This is a genomic window from Qipengyuania pacifica (assembly GCF_019857205.1).
Lineage (GTDB): Bacteria > Pseudomonadota > Alphaproteobacteria > Sphingomonadales > Sphingomonadaceae > Qipengyuania > Qipengyuania pacifica.
On the sequence record NZ_JAHWXO010000005.1, the window covers coordinates 1 to 15699 of the forward strand.

15 protein-coding genes are annotated in these 15699 nt (G+C 60.8%); 10 read left to right on the plus strand and 5 right to left on the minus strand.

Annotation, left to right across the window (positions count from 1 at the left end; genetic code table 11):
- The 3 genes from KYK83_RS09170 to KYK83_RS09180 form a co-directional block, all read right to left on the minus strand.
- Positions 1 to 207: hypothetical protein (locus tag KYK83_RS09170; protein WP_222828004.1), on the minus strand; the 207-nt coding region annotated here is incomplete at its 3' end.
- Between the two features lie 18 nt (positions 208 to 225).
- Entirely contained in the window at positions 226 to 396 is a 171-nt protein-coding gene (locus KYK83_RS09175) for a hypothetical protein (protein ID WP_222828005.1), read from the minus strand.
- A gap of 428 nt (positions 397 to 824) precedes the next feature.
- On the minus strand, positions 825 to 1784 hold the full coding sequence (locus tag KYK83_RS09180) for a hypothetical protein (RefSeq protein ID WP_222828006.1): 960 nt from the start codon (positions 1782 to 1784) through the stop codon (positions 825 to 827).
- 236 nt (positions 1785 to 2020) lie between these two features.
- Between KYK83_RS09180 and KYK83_RS09185 the strand changes: the two genes are divergently transcribed.
- From KYK83_RS09185 to KYK83_RS09200, 4 genes are read left to right on the plus strand one after another with little or no spacing between them, the layout of a single operon-like run.
- The gene (locus tag KYK83_RS09185; RefSeq protein WP_222828007.1) at positions 2021 to 3979 is read left to right on the plus strand and encodes a Tad domain-containing protein; all 1959 of its coding nucleotides are present in this window, start codon (positions 2021 to 2023) and stop codon (positions 3977 to 3979) included.
- Complete coding sequence (locus KYK83_RS09190) at positions 3976 to 4581, plus strand: TadE/TadG family type IV pilus assembly protein (protein WP_222828008.1); 606 nt, start codon at positions 3976 to 3978, stop codon at positions 4579 to 4581. The genes KYK83_RS09185 and KYK83_RS09190 overlap by 4 nt, the downstream gene beginning before the upstream one ends.
- Positions 4581 to 5228, plus strand: a complete 648-nt coding sequence (locus KYK83_RS09195) for a TadE/TadG family type IV pilus assembly protein (RefSeq protein ID WP_345725389.1) — start codon at positions 4581 to 4583, stop codon at positions 5226 to 5228. The genes KYK83_RS09190 and KYK83_RS09195 overlap by 1 nt, the downstream gene beginning before the upstream one ends.
- Positions 5229 to 5264: 36 nt before the next feature.
- Positions 5265 to 5582 carry a hypothetical protein gene (locus KYK83_RS09200; RefSeq protein WP_222828009.1) on the plus strand — a complete coding sequence of 106 codons (318 nt, stop codon included), beginning with the start codon at positions 5265 to 5267 and terminating at the stop codon, positions 5580 to 5582.
- Positions 5583 to 5618: 36 nt separating this feature from the next.
- On the opposite strand, the gene KYK83_RS09205 is transcribed toward KYK83_RS09200, so the two are convergent.
- Together KYK83_RS09205 and KYK83_RS17540 are read right to left on the minus strand one after the other, a co-directional pair.
- Positions 5619 to 6884: a glutamate-5-semialdehyde dehydrogenase gene (locus KYK83_RS09205; RefSeq protein ID WP_222828010.1), complete on the minus strand. Its 1266-nt coding sequence runs from the start codon at positions 6882 to 6884 to the stop codon at positions 5619 to 5621.
- A gap of 43 nt (positions 6885 to 6927) precedes the next feature.
- A complete protein-coding gene (locus tag KYK83_RS17540; protein ID WP_345725405.1) occupies positions 6928 to 7713 on the minus strand; it encodes a pyrroline-5-carboxylate reductase family protein in 786 nt (261 codons plus the stop codon).
- Positions 7714 to 7923: 210 nt separating this feature from the next.
- Here KYK83_RS17540 and proB point away from each other — a divergent pair, with 210 nt between their 5' ends.
- The 6 genes from proB (at position 7924) to KYK83_RS09240 (ending at position 15694) form a co-directional block, all read left to right on the plus strand.
- Positions 7924 to 9093 carry a glutamate 5-kinase gene (gene proB / locus KYK83_RS09215; RefSeq protein WP_222828011.1) on the plus strand — a complete coding sequence of 390 codons (1170 nt, stop codon included), beginning with the start codon at positions 7924 to 7926 and terminating at the stop codon, positions 9091 to 9093.
- Between the two features lie 79 nt (positions 9094 to 9172).
- Positions 9173 to 9976: an outer membrane protein assembly factor BamD gene (locus KYK83_RS09220; RefSeq protein WP_103023675.1), complete on the plus strand. Its 804-nt coding sequence runs from the start codon at positions 9173 to 9175 to the stop codon at positions 9974 to 9976.
- 282 nt (positions 9977 to 10258) lie between these two features.
- Positions 10259 to 11923 carry a DNA repair protein RecN gene (gene recN / locus KYK83_RS09225; RefSeq protein ID WP_222828012.1) on the plus strand — a complete coding sequence of 555 codons (1665 nt, stop codon included), beginning with the start codon at positions 10259 to 10261 and terminating at the stop codon, positions 11921 to 11923.
- Positions 11924 to 11971: 48 nt separating this feature from the next.
- Entirely contained in the window at positions 11972 to 14032 is a 2061-nt protein-coding gene (gene ligA / locus KYK83_RS09230; RefSeq protein WP_222828013.1) for an NAD-dependent DNA ligase LigA, read from the plus strand.
- On the plus strand, positions 14033 to 14524 hold the full coding sequence (locus KYK83_RS09235) for a CinA family protein (protein ID WP_222828014.1): 492 nt from the start codon (positions 14033 to 14035) through the stop codon (positions 14522 to 14524).
- A gap of 36 nt (positions 14525 to 14560) precedes the next feature.
- A complete protein-coding gene (locus tag KYK83_RS09240; protein ID WP_346729445.1) occupies positions 14561 to 15694 on the plus strand; it encodes a serine hydrolase in 1134 nt (377 codons plus the stop codon).
- The last annotated feature ends 5 nt before the right edge of the window (positions 15695 to 15699 follow it).

The window sequence follows — 15699 nt, forward strand, 5'->3', positions numbered from 1 at the left end:
ATCATATTCGTATTTCTTCAGGTAATATTGAAGGCTGTCCACAAACTCTCGGAATTCGGGCTTTTCAGAAAGTTCCTTGTTGAGCTTCTCTAACCAACCATCCACCTGCGATTTGCGCCGGTCAATATTTATGTACTTGTCGCGGCCTACGACGTCGCCGTCAGCCGTGATGTCACGCTGGTTTACACGATTTTCCGAGTAGCCCACTTGAGCGTGACCTATCCCTTATTCCCCGCGAATGTCGCGGCCCGCGACATTGCCTTTTGCGCGGATGCGCTTTTGTGTGACCGTATTCTTGTCGCTATTTTTTGTTATCTTGAAAGTGACGGTCGCGCCAAATATCGCTCCAACTATTGCTGATATAATTTCGCTACCAAACTCATTGATTAATTCCATTGGGTTGCCCCCTCCTTGCGGAGAGAATTGATAAGGAGGTGGTTTCTCGATTGTCAATTGGCGCGAGTAAAAGTTCTCTCGAAAGAAACTGGAGGGGTCACTACCACTACCCCTCATCCTTGAGCGACCGTCAGCGCCGAGCTCCCGGCGGTTCCGGCTCCCCCTCCTCTTCACTGGCGCGCGCTCGGCCCATTTGGGCGGGGTTATGGGCTCCTCCTCCCCGGCGTCGAACCGCTGCTCATCCGTATCAATATAGAGCGGATGCTTCAGGTCACTGGTTCAATCGTAGCTCGGTTCCCGGTCGAGGGCTTCCGAGAGGCGGGCCTCAGTGTCGCGCCGGGCCTCCTCCCACTCAACCCACCCCGCTGCGATTAAGACCGCTATGCGGCCCAGTCTCGCTGCCCCTCCTGAAGGCGGGAGGGGGCGCCTCACTCCCGGCCCGGATTGTCGCGCCAGTGGTCTTCCTCCTCGTTCCACTGTTCCAGTTCGTCCTCGACCTCGATCAGGTCTTCCAGCTCTCCCGCCGCCTTCCAGTCGCTGCTGGTTAGCTGGGTGAAGGGGGTGTCGATGGCGTGATCGGGCGGGCCGTCTTCCTCGTCGCGCTTGCGGCGGGCAATTTCGGCGAGCTGGGTCTGCATGGCCTCGATCTCTGCCAGGCTCATGTCCACCGGATCGAAATGTTCGACCATGGCGGCGTTCATGTCGTCCTTTTCCGCACGGGAAAGCGCGGGGAGGGTGTAGCTTACGCCGAGGCGGACGGGTTTCGGGTTCGGGAGCGGGGCGGTGCTGCTCGAGGATGTTCCTGTCTGTCCTATCGCTACGCTGCTTGAGGATGTTCCTGTCTGTCCTATCGCTACGCTGCTTGAGGACGGTCCTGTCTGTCCTATCGCTACGCTGCTTGAGGACGTGCCCGTCCCCCCATGCAGCCTTGCGGCGTCGCTGTCGAAGTAACTGGCGGCGAGGCGTTTGCCGCGTTCGTCGCGGGCGTTCATCCGGAGGCAGAACATCAGCAGGCGATCGTTGCGGATGCGGCGGAAGCCTTTCAGCTTGCCGGCGACGAAGACGGGGCTGAGCTGGCCGTCGATCGCGCGTTCATACGCGATGTCCTTGAGCCGCTGCACGCCGAGATCGAGTGCGGCCTCCCACGCGCGGCGGAAGCTTTCCGAGCCCGGGCGGCGGCGCAGGTAATAGGCGCCTTCGGGGCTCATGTTGACGTAGCGCGCGGCGCGGCTGACGCTGCCGGTATCGGCGAGGGCGCCGATGAAGGCTTTCTGGCGCGCCGGGGTCCAGCCATCGTGGCGGTATTTGACGGGGACGCTGTCGAAGGCGGGGAGGTCTTCGGCGGCGACGGGGATGCGGGTTTCGGCGGGGTCCTTGCGGCGGGTCATGCGGGCTCTCCTGAAAGATGGGCGCGCGGGCATGGGCCAGGCGGACAGCTGTAGGAAAGGGAAATAGGATCGGCGCGCGGGTCGCTCCTACACGCGGTTGCGGCCGCAGGCGGGCCGGGCGCGGTAAGGTTCGCTTAACCGAGCGACATAGGCTTTTCTTAACCGGAACAGGATAGGGGTCGGGCGGGGCGATGCATCATGCGTCGACATACCCCGCTTTGCGAAAGTGTGATGCGATGGCATTCCTGTGTCGTTTACTGGCCCGGCTGCTGCACGACCACAAAGGCAACGTGCTGGCGATAGTCGGAGCGGGCCTGGTCCCGCTGACCATCATGATCGGTAGCGGGGTGGACCTCAGCCGCGCCTATATGGCGAAGAGCAAGATGCAGAGCGCCTGCGACGCCGCCTCGCTGGCCGCGCGGCGGGTGATGAAGAACGATTCCCTCAACGATACGGTGCGCAATACGGGGCAGGAGTTCTTTACGTTCAACTTCCCGCAGGGGCAGTACGGGGCGCAGGCCTTCACCCCGGTGATCACCAGGCCGGAAGCGGGCGTGATCCGGGTGAACGCCTCGACCGCGATCCCGACCGCGATCATGCGCCTGTTCGGCTTCGAAACGCTGCCGGTGGCGGTGAGCTGCGATGCCTCGCTCAACTTCGTGAACACGGATATCGTGCTGGTGCTGGACGTGACGGGGTCGATGAACGATCCCGTCGATGGCACGCGCAAGATCGAGGCGCTGCAGGATGCGGTGATGGCGCTCTACGACGAGCTCGCCCCGATCCAGACGCAGCTGACCGCGCAGGGTCTGCGGCTGCGGTACGGTGTCGTGCCTTATTCGAGCACGGTGAATGTTGGGCGGTTGGTCTATGCGCAGAACCCCAACTACATGCGCAAGAACACGACGGTGCCGTCACGCGTGGCAAGGTTCGATGACTATGCGCCGAAGCCGCCGACACTGAGTGGTGGGCAATGGGAATATTACAGCGGTTCCATCAGCAACAATCAGTGTCAGAATTATGTGAATGCCGATGATGTTCCGGGTGGTGGCCCTCCTCCGACCGCGACGACTGCAGTCAAATATCAGGGAACGTCATCGAGCGATGCCTACGTCCAGTCCGAGAACTGGGGCTACACCGGAGCATCCGACCGCTCGGGCAGCAATCAAAGTTGTCGTCGTTGGAGGGTCCTCGAAACGACAACCTACGACACCAGCAAGAGGCAGTTCAGCAGCTGGACCTACCAGCAGACAGAGTATGACGTCACTGAGTATCTCAAGACAAACGGGAAGCTGACCTTCGCAACCGATGGTACCGGCAGAACCAGCACGCCCGGCCCGTTCAATCTGAAGGACCTTGCCGCCGCGGTGACCGGTGGAAGCGTTGCCGACATGACCTGGAACGGATGTATCGAGGAACGCGACACGGTGACCAGCATCGATGGCGGCACCAGCATGACGATCCCCTCGGGCGCGAACGATCTTAATATCGATCTGATACCCAACAGCGATGCGACGCGCTGGCGACCGATGGTGCCCAACCTCATCTACACCCGCAATGCCGGCACCACCTCAGGCACATCGACATCGATCGGAACCACTTCGGGCTCCATCATGAACAATTCCTACAGCAGTGGTTACTGGGCCTGCCCTTCGGAAGCGCGCCGTCTTGCGGTGTGGAACCGCTCGGCTCTGGATACCTACGTCAAAGGGCTGGAGACCGTAGGCGGCACCTATCACGACATTGGCATGATCTGGGGCGCCCGCTTTATCTCCACGGGTGGGATCTTCGGCGATAGCTGCGATGTCTACAACGGCATGCCGTGCAACCGCCACGTCATTTTCATGACGGACGGCGACCAGACTGCCTACTGCAATGTGTACGGCTCTTACGGCGTCGAGCGCAACGATATGCGGGTGAAAGGCGCAACCAACTGCACGTCCGACGATCAGGGCAATTCCGTCACTGCCCAGTTACGCGCTCGTCACGAGCAGCGCTTTCGCATGGCGTGCAACGCGGCAAAGAATATGAACACCTCGGTTTGGGTCATCGGGTTCGACACGGCGCTCAATTCCAATCTCACCGGCTGCGCGAGCAGCCCGGGGCAGGCGGACACGGCCGCCAACCGCACGGCTCTGATCGCCAAGTTCCGAGAGATCGGCAACCAGATCGGCGCACTGAGGCTAACGCAATGATCGGGCTGTTCAAACGCCTCCGCAAGGAGGAGCAGGGTGCGGCGATAATCGAGTTTGCCTTCGTCCTGACCCCGCTGATGCTCTTCCTCCTGGGTGGTCTGGATCTCGGCTATCAGGCTTATCTTCGCTCAGTGGTGCAGGGTGCGCTCAACGATGTATCGCGAACGGGCTCGCTCGAGGCGCCGGGTTTTGCCTGCAGCGGCGATAGCGTCGAGGCGAAGATCGGTTGCGCGATCAGGACCCGCTCCGACGTGGTGGCGCGCAATGCCACCTATCAGATCACCATGCGCAGCTTCTATGATTTTTCCAGCATCGGGCGAAGCGAGAAACTCGTGACCGATTATAATTCCAACGGGCAGTACGATCCGGGCGATTGCTTCATCGACCTCAACGAGAATGGGGCTTTCGATGCAAGTGCGGGGCGCAATAATATCGGCGGCGCGGACGATGTCGTGTTCTATGAAGTGAACCTGTCCATGCCCCGCCTGTTTCCGATCCATCGATTTCTGGACGTATCGCCGAACTATTCCATCAACGCGACCAGTGCGATCCGGAACCAGCCCTACGCTGTTCAGAAGAAACCACCAACGGTGTGTGTGTGATGATGCGTGAAGCAATCTTGCCACGGCGCTTTCTGCGCCGGCTCCGTTTGTCGGAAAGCGGTTTGGCCCTTACCGAATTCGCCTTCTCTCTCCCGATTTTCATCACCCTGCTATTCGGCGGGCTGGAAATAATCAATTTGGTGATGGCGCACATGCGGATCAATCAGATTGCAATCACGGTGGCGGACAACGCCGGACGTGCACGATCGGGAATCGACGAGGCAGATATTTACGAAGTATTTGCCGGGGCTACGCAGGCAGGAACTGGCTTGGATTTTGCAAGCAATGGCCGGGTGGTCCTATCTTCCTTGCAACCCAATGGCAAAACCGGCGGCAACGCCGGCCAGATGATAAATTGGCAACGATGCTTCGGGTCGCTCGCGGTCGCCCCACGTTACGGTTTGCAGAACAAGGGACGAAATGATTCTTCCCTCGCTGCAGGAATGGGCCCTGCCACAACGCGGATCAGGGCTGCCGAGGGCACAGCGGTAATGTTTGCCGAGGTATCCTATCATTACACGCCCAAGATCCTGCCAAGCATCGTCAGCAGCGGGTTGGATTTGCGATACGAAAGCGCGTTCAACGTGCGTGAACGGACCAATCAGGACATAACCAATACGCAGCGCCTCGCGACCAATTCCTGCTGACCTAAATCAATCGATTATTCGCAAAGGCAATTTGCCATGGATAAGAAATTTGCCTTGATGCTGGCTGGCGGTATCCTGCTGACTGTCGCATTGACGATGGCCGAGGGCGGGCCCGTGGATCGCATGATCGATACGAAAGGCCAAAACGCGCACCGACTGGCCGAAATTCGCGGCGCGCAGCAGCAAATCGGACAATCTGTGGATGTGCCGAATGAGAACGGCGCCGAATGGTTCGCAGGTAGCCCGCCCGTCACACCGGCTCTGATAGAAGTCTATCGGCCGGAAACCGTCCATGTAGAAATACCGCCGGACGTCATCGATCCGGCCGTGGTGGCGGGCAGCCCGATACGGTGATCGGGCGGCCTTTACCGCAGCGCGAACGTCCCGGAATCAGGGACGGGTCTGGCCGTCGCCGTGGACGAGGTACTTGAAGCTGCACAGCTGCTCGAGGCCAACAGGACCGCGGGCGTGCATCTTGCCGGTCGCGATGCCGATTTCCGCGCCCATGCCGAATTCGCCGCCATCGGCAAATTGGGTGGACGCGTTATGCATCACGATGGCGCTATCGATCGATGTCATGAACTGACGTGCTGCATCAGCATCTTCGGTGATGATGGCATCGGTGTGATGGCTGGAGTGTTCTTCCACCCAAGCAATGCCTTCGTCCAGTCCATCGACGATCTTCACCGATGCGATGGGGTCGAGATATTCAGTGCTCCAGTCTTCCTCGGTCGCCGGCTTGAGGCGATCGTCGATTGCGACGGCGTCGGCATCGCCGCGTAACTCGCAATCGCCGGCCATTGCATCGGCGAATTTGGGAATGAATGCTTCCGCCACGGACCGATCGACCACGACGCTTTCCGTTGCGCCGCATACGCCTGTGCGGCGAAGCTTCGCATTGCGGACGACCTTGACCGCCTTGTCGACGTCGGCGGCCGAATGCACGTAGCTGTGGCAGTTCCCGTCGAGGTGGAGGAGGGTGGGGACGCTGGCCTGATCTCTCACCAGTTCGACGAGTCCACGCCCGCCGCGAGGAATTACCAAGTCGACGAATTCGTCGGCTTTCAGAAGCGCGGCGACGGCATTGCGGTCGGTCGTGCCAACGGTTTGGACGGCGTCTTCGGGGAGACCGGCTGCCTTCAGCCCGGCGCGCATGCATTCGACGATCACGCGTGTGGAGTTGCGGCTTTCGCTGCCGCCGCGCAGGATGACTGCATTGCCAGACTTGAGGCAGAGCGCGCTGGCATCGGCCCCGACATTGGGGCGGCTTTCGTAAATCATGCCGATCACACCTATCGGCACGGCGACACGTTCGATGGACAAGCCGTTGGGTCGTTCGAACGTCGCAAGCTCGCGACCAACGGGGTCGGGCAGTTCGGCGATTTCTTCCAGCGCACCGGCCATGCCGTCGATCCGGTCGTCGGTCAGACGCAGCCGGTCGATGAAACTGTCGGGCTTTTTGCCTTCGACACTCTTCACATCTTCTGCATTGGCTTCGAGCAGTTCGCTCTTGCGGGTCCGAAGGGCCTTTGCCGCTTCGCGCAGAGCATTGTTCTTTGCGTCTGTGGTGGCCGACAGGAGGCCGCGAGCGGCCTTGCGAGCGCGCTGGCCAAGTTCGTGAATGTGAATTTGCGGATCAAGTGCTTGGTCGGTCATAGTTTCTCTCTTGTCTTGTATTCGGAACGGGAGGCGCTGAAGGTCAGCGCAACTCTACCGCCCGGTCGTAAGCTGCCTGCAACGTATCATGGAGGCGGGTGGAAAGGCCACCATCGCCATTGAGCGCATCAAGGCCGGCGGCAGTCGTTCCGGCCTTGCTGGTGACGGAATTGCGCAGTTCTTCCAAGCTTGGGGCGCCCGGTTCGCTGGCCATTGCGATCGCGCCGCCAATGGTGCCGAGAACCATTTCGCGCGCTTCGTCTTCGGTAAAGCCCTGTTTCATGGCGGCTTCCGCATAGGCGCGGGCAATTTCGAACACGTAGCCCGGGCCCGAGCCTGCAACGGCGGTCACCCGGTCCAGCTTATCTTCGCTATCGACCGTCACGGTCGACCCGGCTCGGCTCATGAAATCCTGCGCATGGGCAAGGTGGTCATCGCTTGCGTGCGGGCCGGGGCAAATTCCACTGACCCCGCGACCGATTGCAGCGGGCAGATTGGGCATCGTGCGAATGACGGGTGCATCGCCCATGAGCTTTGACAGGCGTGCGGCCGAATAGCCTGCAGCAATCGATAACACGTAACCGCCGGCGGCCAGGTTGCTCACGTAATCTGCCAGAATGTCGTCAATCAACTGCGGCTTTACAGCGGCAATGATGCAATCGAACTGGTCATCCGCGATTTCCGAACGATCGGTGACGAGCGCGACACCGTCGGGAACGTCGCTGCCGGCGGGGTCCACCACTGTGATGGCTTCGGGGCCGTTGACCCATTGGGACAGTAAAGCGGAACCCATTTTCCCGCAGCCGACAATGCAAACTGTTTTTGTAATGTCTAAATTCCGTTTCCGAGCGTCACGGCTCTATTTAAATGTGTCTTATACTTTGTGTTCGTGTCGAATTATTTGAGCGTTAAGCGGCTAAACTGGAGAATACCTATTTATCAACGACGTATGGATATTTTCAAAAATCCGGTTGTGCGCCGCACCATTACGATCTATATTCTTTTCAGAAAATTTCAAGGCTGCGCAATATTTGGGAACATGACTAAAAAACCTACCATTGTCGTCAAAATCGGTTCGGCCCTTCTTGCCAACCAGGAACTCCTCACGCCGCGTTATGGTTTCCTCCAGCGCCTGCTGGAAGATATCGCACAATTGCGGGCGCAGGGTAGCAACGTCATTCTCTGCTCCTCCGGTTCGGTGGCGTTGGGTCTGCGTATTATCGGTGAAACGCCCGAAAGCGCCGGTGTTTCCGACAAACAGGCGGCTGCCGCCTGTGGAATGCCCTTGCTGCTCAACGCCTATAAGCAGGTGGGGCACGAATTCGGTTTCGATATCGCACAGGTCCTTTTGACGCTGGGCGATTTCGAGGACCACCGCCGCTTCCTCAACACTCGCAACACCGTGCACCGCCTGCTTGAATCCGATGTCGTTCCGATCGTGAACGAGAACGATTCGATCACCACGGAAGAAATTCGCGTGGGCGACAACGACCGGCTGGCAGCGAAGGTCGCGCAGATGGTCGGGGCTGACGATTTCGTCATCCTGACCAGTGTCGATGGTCTGTATGACCGAAATCCCGACGATCCCGAGGCGCAGTTCGTGCCCGAGGTCGAGGACGTGGGCATGTATATGGACGCGACCAAGGGCAAGAGCACGCTTGGCACCGGCGGCATGGAAACCAAACTTCTAGCCGCCAATATGGCGCAGGAGGCAGGCGTCACCACCTGGATCGCGCAGGGCGAGGTAGACCATCCGGTTTCCGAAGTGCTCAATGGATCGCGCCGGTCGACCAAGATCCTGCCGCATCCCAACCCGTTGTCCGGCTGGGACAGCTGGATCGCCAACCGGCTGCAAATGGCGGGTAGCATCGTGATTTCGGATGCGATCGCCGCGGCGTTGAGTGGGGATCGGCCGATTCGCCGGCAGGATGTCATCTCGATGACCGGCGATTTCACGCGCGGTGATGTGCTGCATATCTACGACAGCAAGGGTATCGAGCGTGCACGCGGATTGAGCGATTTCACGTCGGAAGAATTGCGCGTGCTGACCAACAATCCCGATACTCAGGCCGAACAGCTTCTGGGCTATCGCACTAAGGGCGAAGTCATCCGGAGTGCCAATCTGGTGATGCTGGAACATCGCCACCTGCTGTGGGACGCTCCGGAAGAAATCGCGCGCCGGGATTGGGACCAGCCTGCCGTTGGATGACGATAGTGGCTGCTGCCGGGGGACAGGGCTGCTAACTTCACTTGGCGTTCATGGGGGCGGTGGCTATAGGCTGCTACCCATGACGAACCAGACCCGTTCCACGACGAAGCTCATTCTCGGCACCGCGCTTGCAGGCGCGTCTCTGATGACCGCGGCCTGCGCCGGCCGCAGCAGCGGCCCAGCCGATACTTCCTATGTCGCTCGCGACGTGGAATCGCTGTATGGCGAGGCAAAGCGGCGGCTCGACAGTGGCCAGGCGACTCTTGCGGCGGCCCTGTTCGACGAGGTGGAACGCCAGCATCCCTATTCGCCATGGGCCCGCCGGGCACAGCTGATGAGCTCGTTCAGCTATTATGTGGCCAAAGATTACAACAAGGCGATCCAGTCGGCGCAGCGTTTCCTCCAGATCCATCCGGGTAACAAGGATGCGCCGTATGCCTTCTATCTGATCGCGCTGAGCTACTACGAACAGATCAGCGATGTGCAGCGCGATCAGAAGGTGACCGAACAGGCGCTGACGGCGCTGCAGGAAATCGATCGTCGGTTCCCCAATTCCGATTATGCGTCCGATGCACGTCTCAAGATCGACCTCGTGCGCGACCATCTGGCGGGCAAGGAAATGGAAATCGGCCGCCATTACGAACGGGCTGGCCGCTGGATTGCCGCACAGATCCGCTTCCAGAACGTAGTCGACAATTACCAGACTACGAGCCACGCGCCCGAAGCGCTGTACCGTCTCACGGAAACCAGCCTCGCGCTGGGTATTCCGGACGAAGCGGTGAAGTATGCGGCGGTGCTGGGTGCGAACTACCCGGGCACGGAATGGTACGACAAGGCGTATGATCTGGTGCAGGATCACGCAGCAGGCGTGACGCCGAGCTGATCCATTCAGCCAAGCCGGGCTTTCGGTTTGGGTCTCTTCGGTTTGTAACTCGGCTTCGCTTCGATCTTGTGGGACCGCACGCGGTTGCGGCCATCATTCTTCGCTCGATACAGCGCGCGATCCGCTTGGCCGTACAAGCCGTCCCAACCGGCAGGATCGCTCATCAGTGGCAAGCAGGGCAAAAGCTCATGCGCCGTTTACATCGGTCAGGCATCGAAAGGGTGTCGATTGGCGTGCGTGCCCTGCTGACTCGGCTCGCGGCAGCCGCTAGGAGGTGCCTGCATGCTGACCCGGCTATCCATCCGCAACATCGTCCTGATCGAAGCCCTCGATCTCGCCTTCGGTCGGGGGCTGGGCGTGCTGACGGGCGAAACCGGGGCAGGCAAGTCGATCCTGCTCGACGCGCTTGGTCTGGTGCTGGGCAATCGTGCGGATAGCGGGTTGGTTCGGGGCGGCGAGGACAAGGCCAGCGTTTCGGCCAGTTTCGAATTCAACAGCCTGCCGGGCGGTCTGGTGCAATTGCTGGACGATGCCGACATCGAACTTGAGGAAGGTGAGCCGCTGATCGTGCGTCGCCAGATCAAGGCGGATGGGAAGAGCAAAGCCTTCGTCAACGATCAGTCGGCCAGTGTCGGCTTGCTGCGGGAAATGGCCGGGTATCTCGTCGAACTGCACGGCCAGCACGACGATCGCGGCCTCGTGAACCCGCGCGGTCACCGGGCCTTGCTGGACCGGTTCGCGGGCGGTGATGCCGGGCGTGTGGCAGCGGCATGGTCGAAATGGCGCACCACCGAAGACGCACTGGCAGAGGCACGAGAGGCGGTCGAGGCCGCGAAGGCCGACCAGGACCTCCTACTGGCCCACCTTGCTGAACTGACGGCGCTCGAACCGCAGGCTGGCGAAGAAGCGCGGCTGGCCGAAACGCGCGCGGACATGCAGAAAGGCGAGAAGCTGTCGGGCGATCTCGACGAATTGCGGCACATCTGGGAGGGGTCGGATTCACCCCTAGCGGCTTTGCGCGTAGCCGCGCGGCGGCTCGACCGCATAGCCCCGGAGCACCCGTTGCTTACAGAGGCGCTCGGAGCGCTGGACCGTGCGGTGATCGAAGCGGGTGAAGCAGAAGACAAGCTCTCAGCCGCCGCGGAAGCACTGGTTCACGATCCTGCTGCGCTTGACGCAGCGGAAACCCGTTTGTTCGAATTGCGTGCAATCGCACGAAAACATCGCTGCGAGGTGGATGAACTGCCCGCCAAGATGCGCGAGATGCGCAGCCGGCTGGAAAGCATCGAAGGCGGGGAAGCGCAGCTGGATGCGCTGGAGGCTGCGGCAAAGGACGCGGGCCAGCGCTATCGCGCCGAGGCCGAGGCGTTGCATGCTACACGGGTTGCTGCAGCACTGCGGCTCGACGAGGCGGTGGCGCGTGAACTCGCTCCGCTCAAGCTCGATGCGGCGCGTTTCAAAACGGCGGTTACCGAGTTGCCAGAGGAGAGATGGGGGGCTGCGGGAATGGATTCCGTCGAATTCCTGATTGCAACCAATCCGGGAGCTGATTTCGCGCCACTCAACAAGATTGCCAGCGGCGGCGAATTGTCGCGCTTCATACTGGCGTTGAAGGTCGCGCTGGCGGAGCAGGGCGGTGCGGCCACGGTGATTTTCGACGAGATCGACCGCGGCGTAGGCGGCGCGGTTGCGAGTGCGATCGGCGAGCGACTGGCGCGCCTTTCAGCCGACGGGCAGCTGCTTGCCGTGACGCATAGCCCGCAAGTCGCGGCGCGGGGGCGTACGCACTACATGATCGCAAAAAGCTCAAATGGCACCGTGACCAAGACCGGTGTCGCCCTGCTGGACGAAGCCGGACGCAAGGAAGAGATCGCACGGATGTTAAGCGGCGCGGAAGTAACCCCCGAGGCGCGGGCGCAAGCCGACCGTCTGCTGGAAGGCGTGTAAAATGCTGCCACTGCTGGCCTGCCTTTTTCAAGATGAGTATGTTTTCTGATGACGCCAGACCTCACCGAGGCCGATGCCGCAAACGAGTTGATGCGGCTGGCCAAGCAGATTGCGCATCATGATCGACTTTACCATGCCGAGGACGCGCCTGAGATAACCGATCAGGAATACGATGCGCTGGTGCGGCGCAATGCCGAACTGGAGGCCGCATTTCCGCAGTTGGTACGGGAGGATTCTCCGAGCCGAAAGATCGGCCATGCCATCGCTTCCTCGCCGCTTTCCAAAGTAAAACATGAGGTTCGCATGATGAGCCTCGATAATGCCTTCAGTGCTCAAGAGGTTGAAGACTGGGTCGCGCGCGTTCGTCGATTCCTGTCGCTTGCGGACGACGCGCCGCTGGCGTTCACGGCGGAGGACAAGATCGACGGCCTGTCATGCGCGCTCCGTTACGAGAAAGGCGTTCTGGTTCGCGCGGCCACCCGCGGCGACGGTCAGGTGGGGGAAGACGTGACCCCCAATGTCGCCTTCATTCCAGACATTCCCCAATCGATTGCCGGCGAAGTACCCGACGTCTTCGAGGTCCGCGGTGAAGTCTACATGGCGAAGGCCGATTTCCTTGCCCTCAATGCGGCGCAGGAAGAGGCAGGCGGCAAGCTTTTCGCCAACCCGCGCAATGCTGCGGCCGGCTCGCTACGGCAAAAGGATGCTACCGTTACGGCAAAGCGCCCGCTGAAGTTCTGGGCGCATGGCTGGGGCGCAGCGTCGGCTGTGCCGGGAGCGACGCAACAGCAAGTGGTCGACGTGTTACGCGAATGGGGTTTCCCGGTATCTGCGCTGTTTCGTCGCGTGGAGGATACGCAAGGACTACTGGGCAGTTATGAGGCCATCGGCGAAGCGCGACCTGAACTTCCGTATGAAATCGATGGCGTCGTCTACAAGGTGGACCGGCTAGATTACCAGCAGCGGCTCGGCTTTGTTGCGAAAGCCCCGCGCTGGGCGCTGGCACATAAGTTTCCTGCCGAACGGGCGGAGACCACGCTGGAAAACATCGATATCCAGGTCGGACGCACGGGCAAGCTGACACCGGTCGGGCGTCTTGCACCGGTATTGGTCGGCGGCGTGACGGTTACCAATGTCACGCTTCACAATCGCGACGAGATCGAGCGCCTGGGCGTACGTCCCGGCGACCGCGTGGTCGTGCAGCGTGCAGGAGACGTTATTCCACAGCTTGTGGATAATCTGACCCGGGACGAAAAGCGCACACCGTTCAAATTTCCCGACCGCTGCCCCGAGTGTGGCAGCGAGGCGGTGGCGGAAGAAGGTGAAGTCGACGTGCGCTGCACCGGCGGCCTTATCTGTCCTGCGCAACGTACGGAAAGATTGAAACACTTTGTCAGTCGTGGGGCGCTCGACATCGACGGGCTGGGCGAAAAGACGATCGATCAGTTCTTTGCACTTGGCTGGCTGGAAAGCCCGGCCGACATCTTCCGGCTAAAAGACCGGCGCGCCGATATTCTAGCCCTCGACGGCTGGAAGGAGCGGTCTGTGGACAACCTGTTGGCTTCTGTGGAAGCCCGCAGGGAGCCCGATGCCGCGCGCCTGTTGTTTGGACTGGGAATTCGCCACGTCGGGTCGGTGACCGCGCGCGATCTGATGAAGAACTTTCACGAATTGCCCGCGCTGCGCAGTACGGCGGAGAAGGCTCATGCGGGTGATGAGGACGCGCTGGTTTCGCTCGTTTCCATCGATGGTATCGGCAGTGCGGTTGTCGAGGCGCTCGGCGATTTTTTCCATGAAGATCATAACAAGGCGGTGTGGGACGATATCCTCTCGCAAGTAGCGCCGCCTCGCTATGTCGTCGAAACCCGGGATAGTCCGGTCAACGGCAAGACAGTTGTCTTTACCGGGAAACTGGAAACCATGAGCCGGGATGAGGCAAAGGCACAGGCCGAACGTCTTGGAGCCAAGGCCAGCGGATCGGTCAGTGCAAAGACCGACCTGCTCGTGGCTGGCCCGGGCGCGGGCAGTAAGCTCAAAAAGGCCGCTGACCTTGGTATCGAAGTGATCGACGAGGCGGCGTGGGCCGACATCGTCAAGGCGGCCGAGTAGGTGCTGGCAGCTATCCAGCCGCGGGTGCTCCGCATAGCCGGACTGCTGCGCAAACGTGGTGAGAAAATCGCGGTCGCCGATGGCGCAACAGGCGGGTTGATCGCCGCGTCGATACTCACCGTTCCGGGGGCGCTCGATTTCTTCGTCGGGGGCGGGGTGGTGTATTCCTTTCGCGCGCGCGACGTGCTCTTCGATCTTCCGCGTGATGCCTATGACGGAATGCGCGGGGCGAGCGAGGACTATGCGCTGCTTCAGGCGCGCGCCATTCGGGACAATTTCGGAGCGGAGTGGGGCCTGGCCGAAAGCGGTTCGGTCGGCGGATCGAACCACCCAAGCGGCGCGCCGGCCGGGAGGAGCTGTTCCGCAGTGGCGGGGCCGGATGGTTTCGAGCTCGCGCGGGTAATCGAAACCGGAAGGGACGACCGGATCGCCAACATGGAAGCTTTTGCTACGGAGGCACTGATAACGCTGGAGGAAGCGCTAAATCGCTGATTCAGGAACAAGCTGTCAGCACTGCGTTGAACCGGGGTGAGCGCATCATTCCGGTTTATAATTTTCGCCGTTCCCGTCATGCTGCTGGCGCTGATCCTGGTGTGGACACCGCGCAGCCATCCGGAAGTCGATGGCGATCCGCTTGTCGAACAGGCGGCAGACGAGGTCCGACCGGCCCCGATGACACCTGAACAGCGCGAGCTGGACCGAGAAATCAGCCGTATCGGTGGTACATTTCCCGGCCATGTAGGCATTGCCGTGCGCGACATTGCTGCACGCAGGACGCTTCATTTCAACGGCCTTCAGCTTTTCCCTCAGCAGAGCGTGAGCAAGCTCTGGGTCACGCTGACTGCTCTCGGCGAGGTCGATGCGGGGCAGCTCGAATTGACCGAGAAGGTCGAAATCCGTGATCCGGACCTGACCGTCTTCCACCAGCCGATCCGCGACATCGTTCGCCGGCGAGGTAGTTTTACGACCGATTATGCCGATCTGATCGAACGGGCCATCACCCATAGTGACAATACGGCCAACGACCGCATCCTGCGCCGCGTCGGCGGACCGGATGTGGTGCAGAAGTTCCTCGACGATCATGGACTGTCCAGCATCCGTTTCGGTACCGACGAACGGACGAAGCAGAGCGGCATTGCGGGGCTGACGTGGACGCAAGCCTACTCGAAGGGAGCTGCCTTCTTCGATGCGCGCGAACAGGTGCCCGGCCAGAGGCGCAGCAATGCGTTCGAGGCCTATCTTGCCGATCCGATCGATGGTGCCCCGCCGGTTGCCATCGTGGAGGCGCTGGCCCGCCTGCACGAGGGAAAACTACTTTCCGGCCCGTCTACCGCATTGCTTCTGGCCACGATGTCGCGCACGAAGAGCGGCCCTCAACGCCTCAAGGCCGGTGCACCGCAAGACTGGATCGTCCGCCACAAGACCGGAACGGGTCAGGTCTATGACGGGGAGCAGTCCGGATATAACGACATCGGGCTGTTCACATCGCCTGACGGGCGGACCTATGCCATTGCTGTCATGATCGCCCGCACGCGGGTGTCCATTCCGGAACGCATGGCGATGATGCAGGAGGTCGTGCGCGCGGTGGTGAACTACGATACGACAATCGCCGAGGATCGAGATGTGGACAGGCGAATGCCAGAAGAAGGCGGGGCTGACTGAACCGA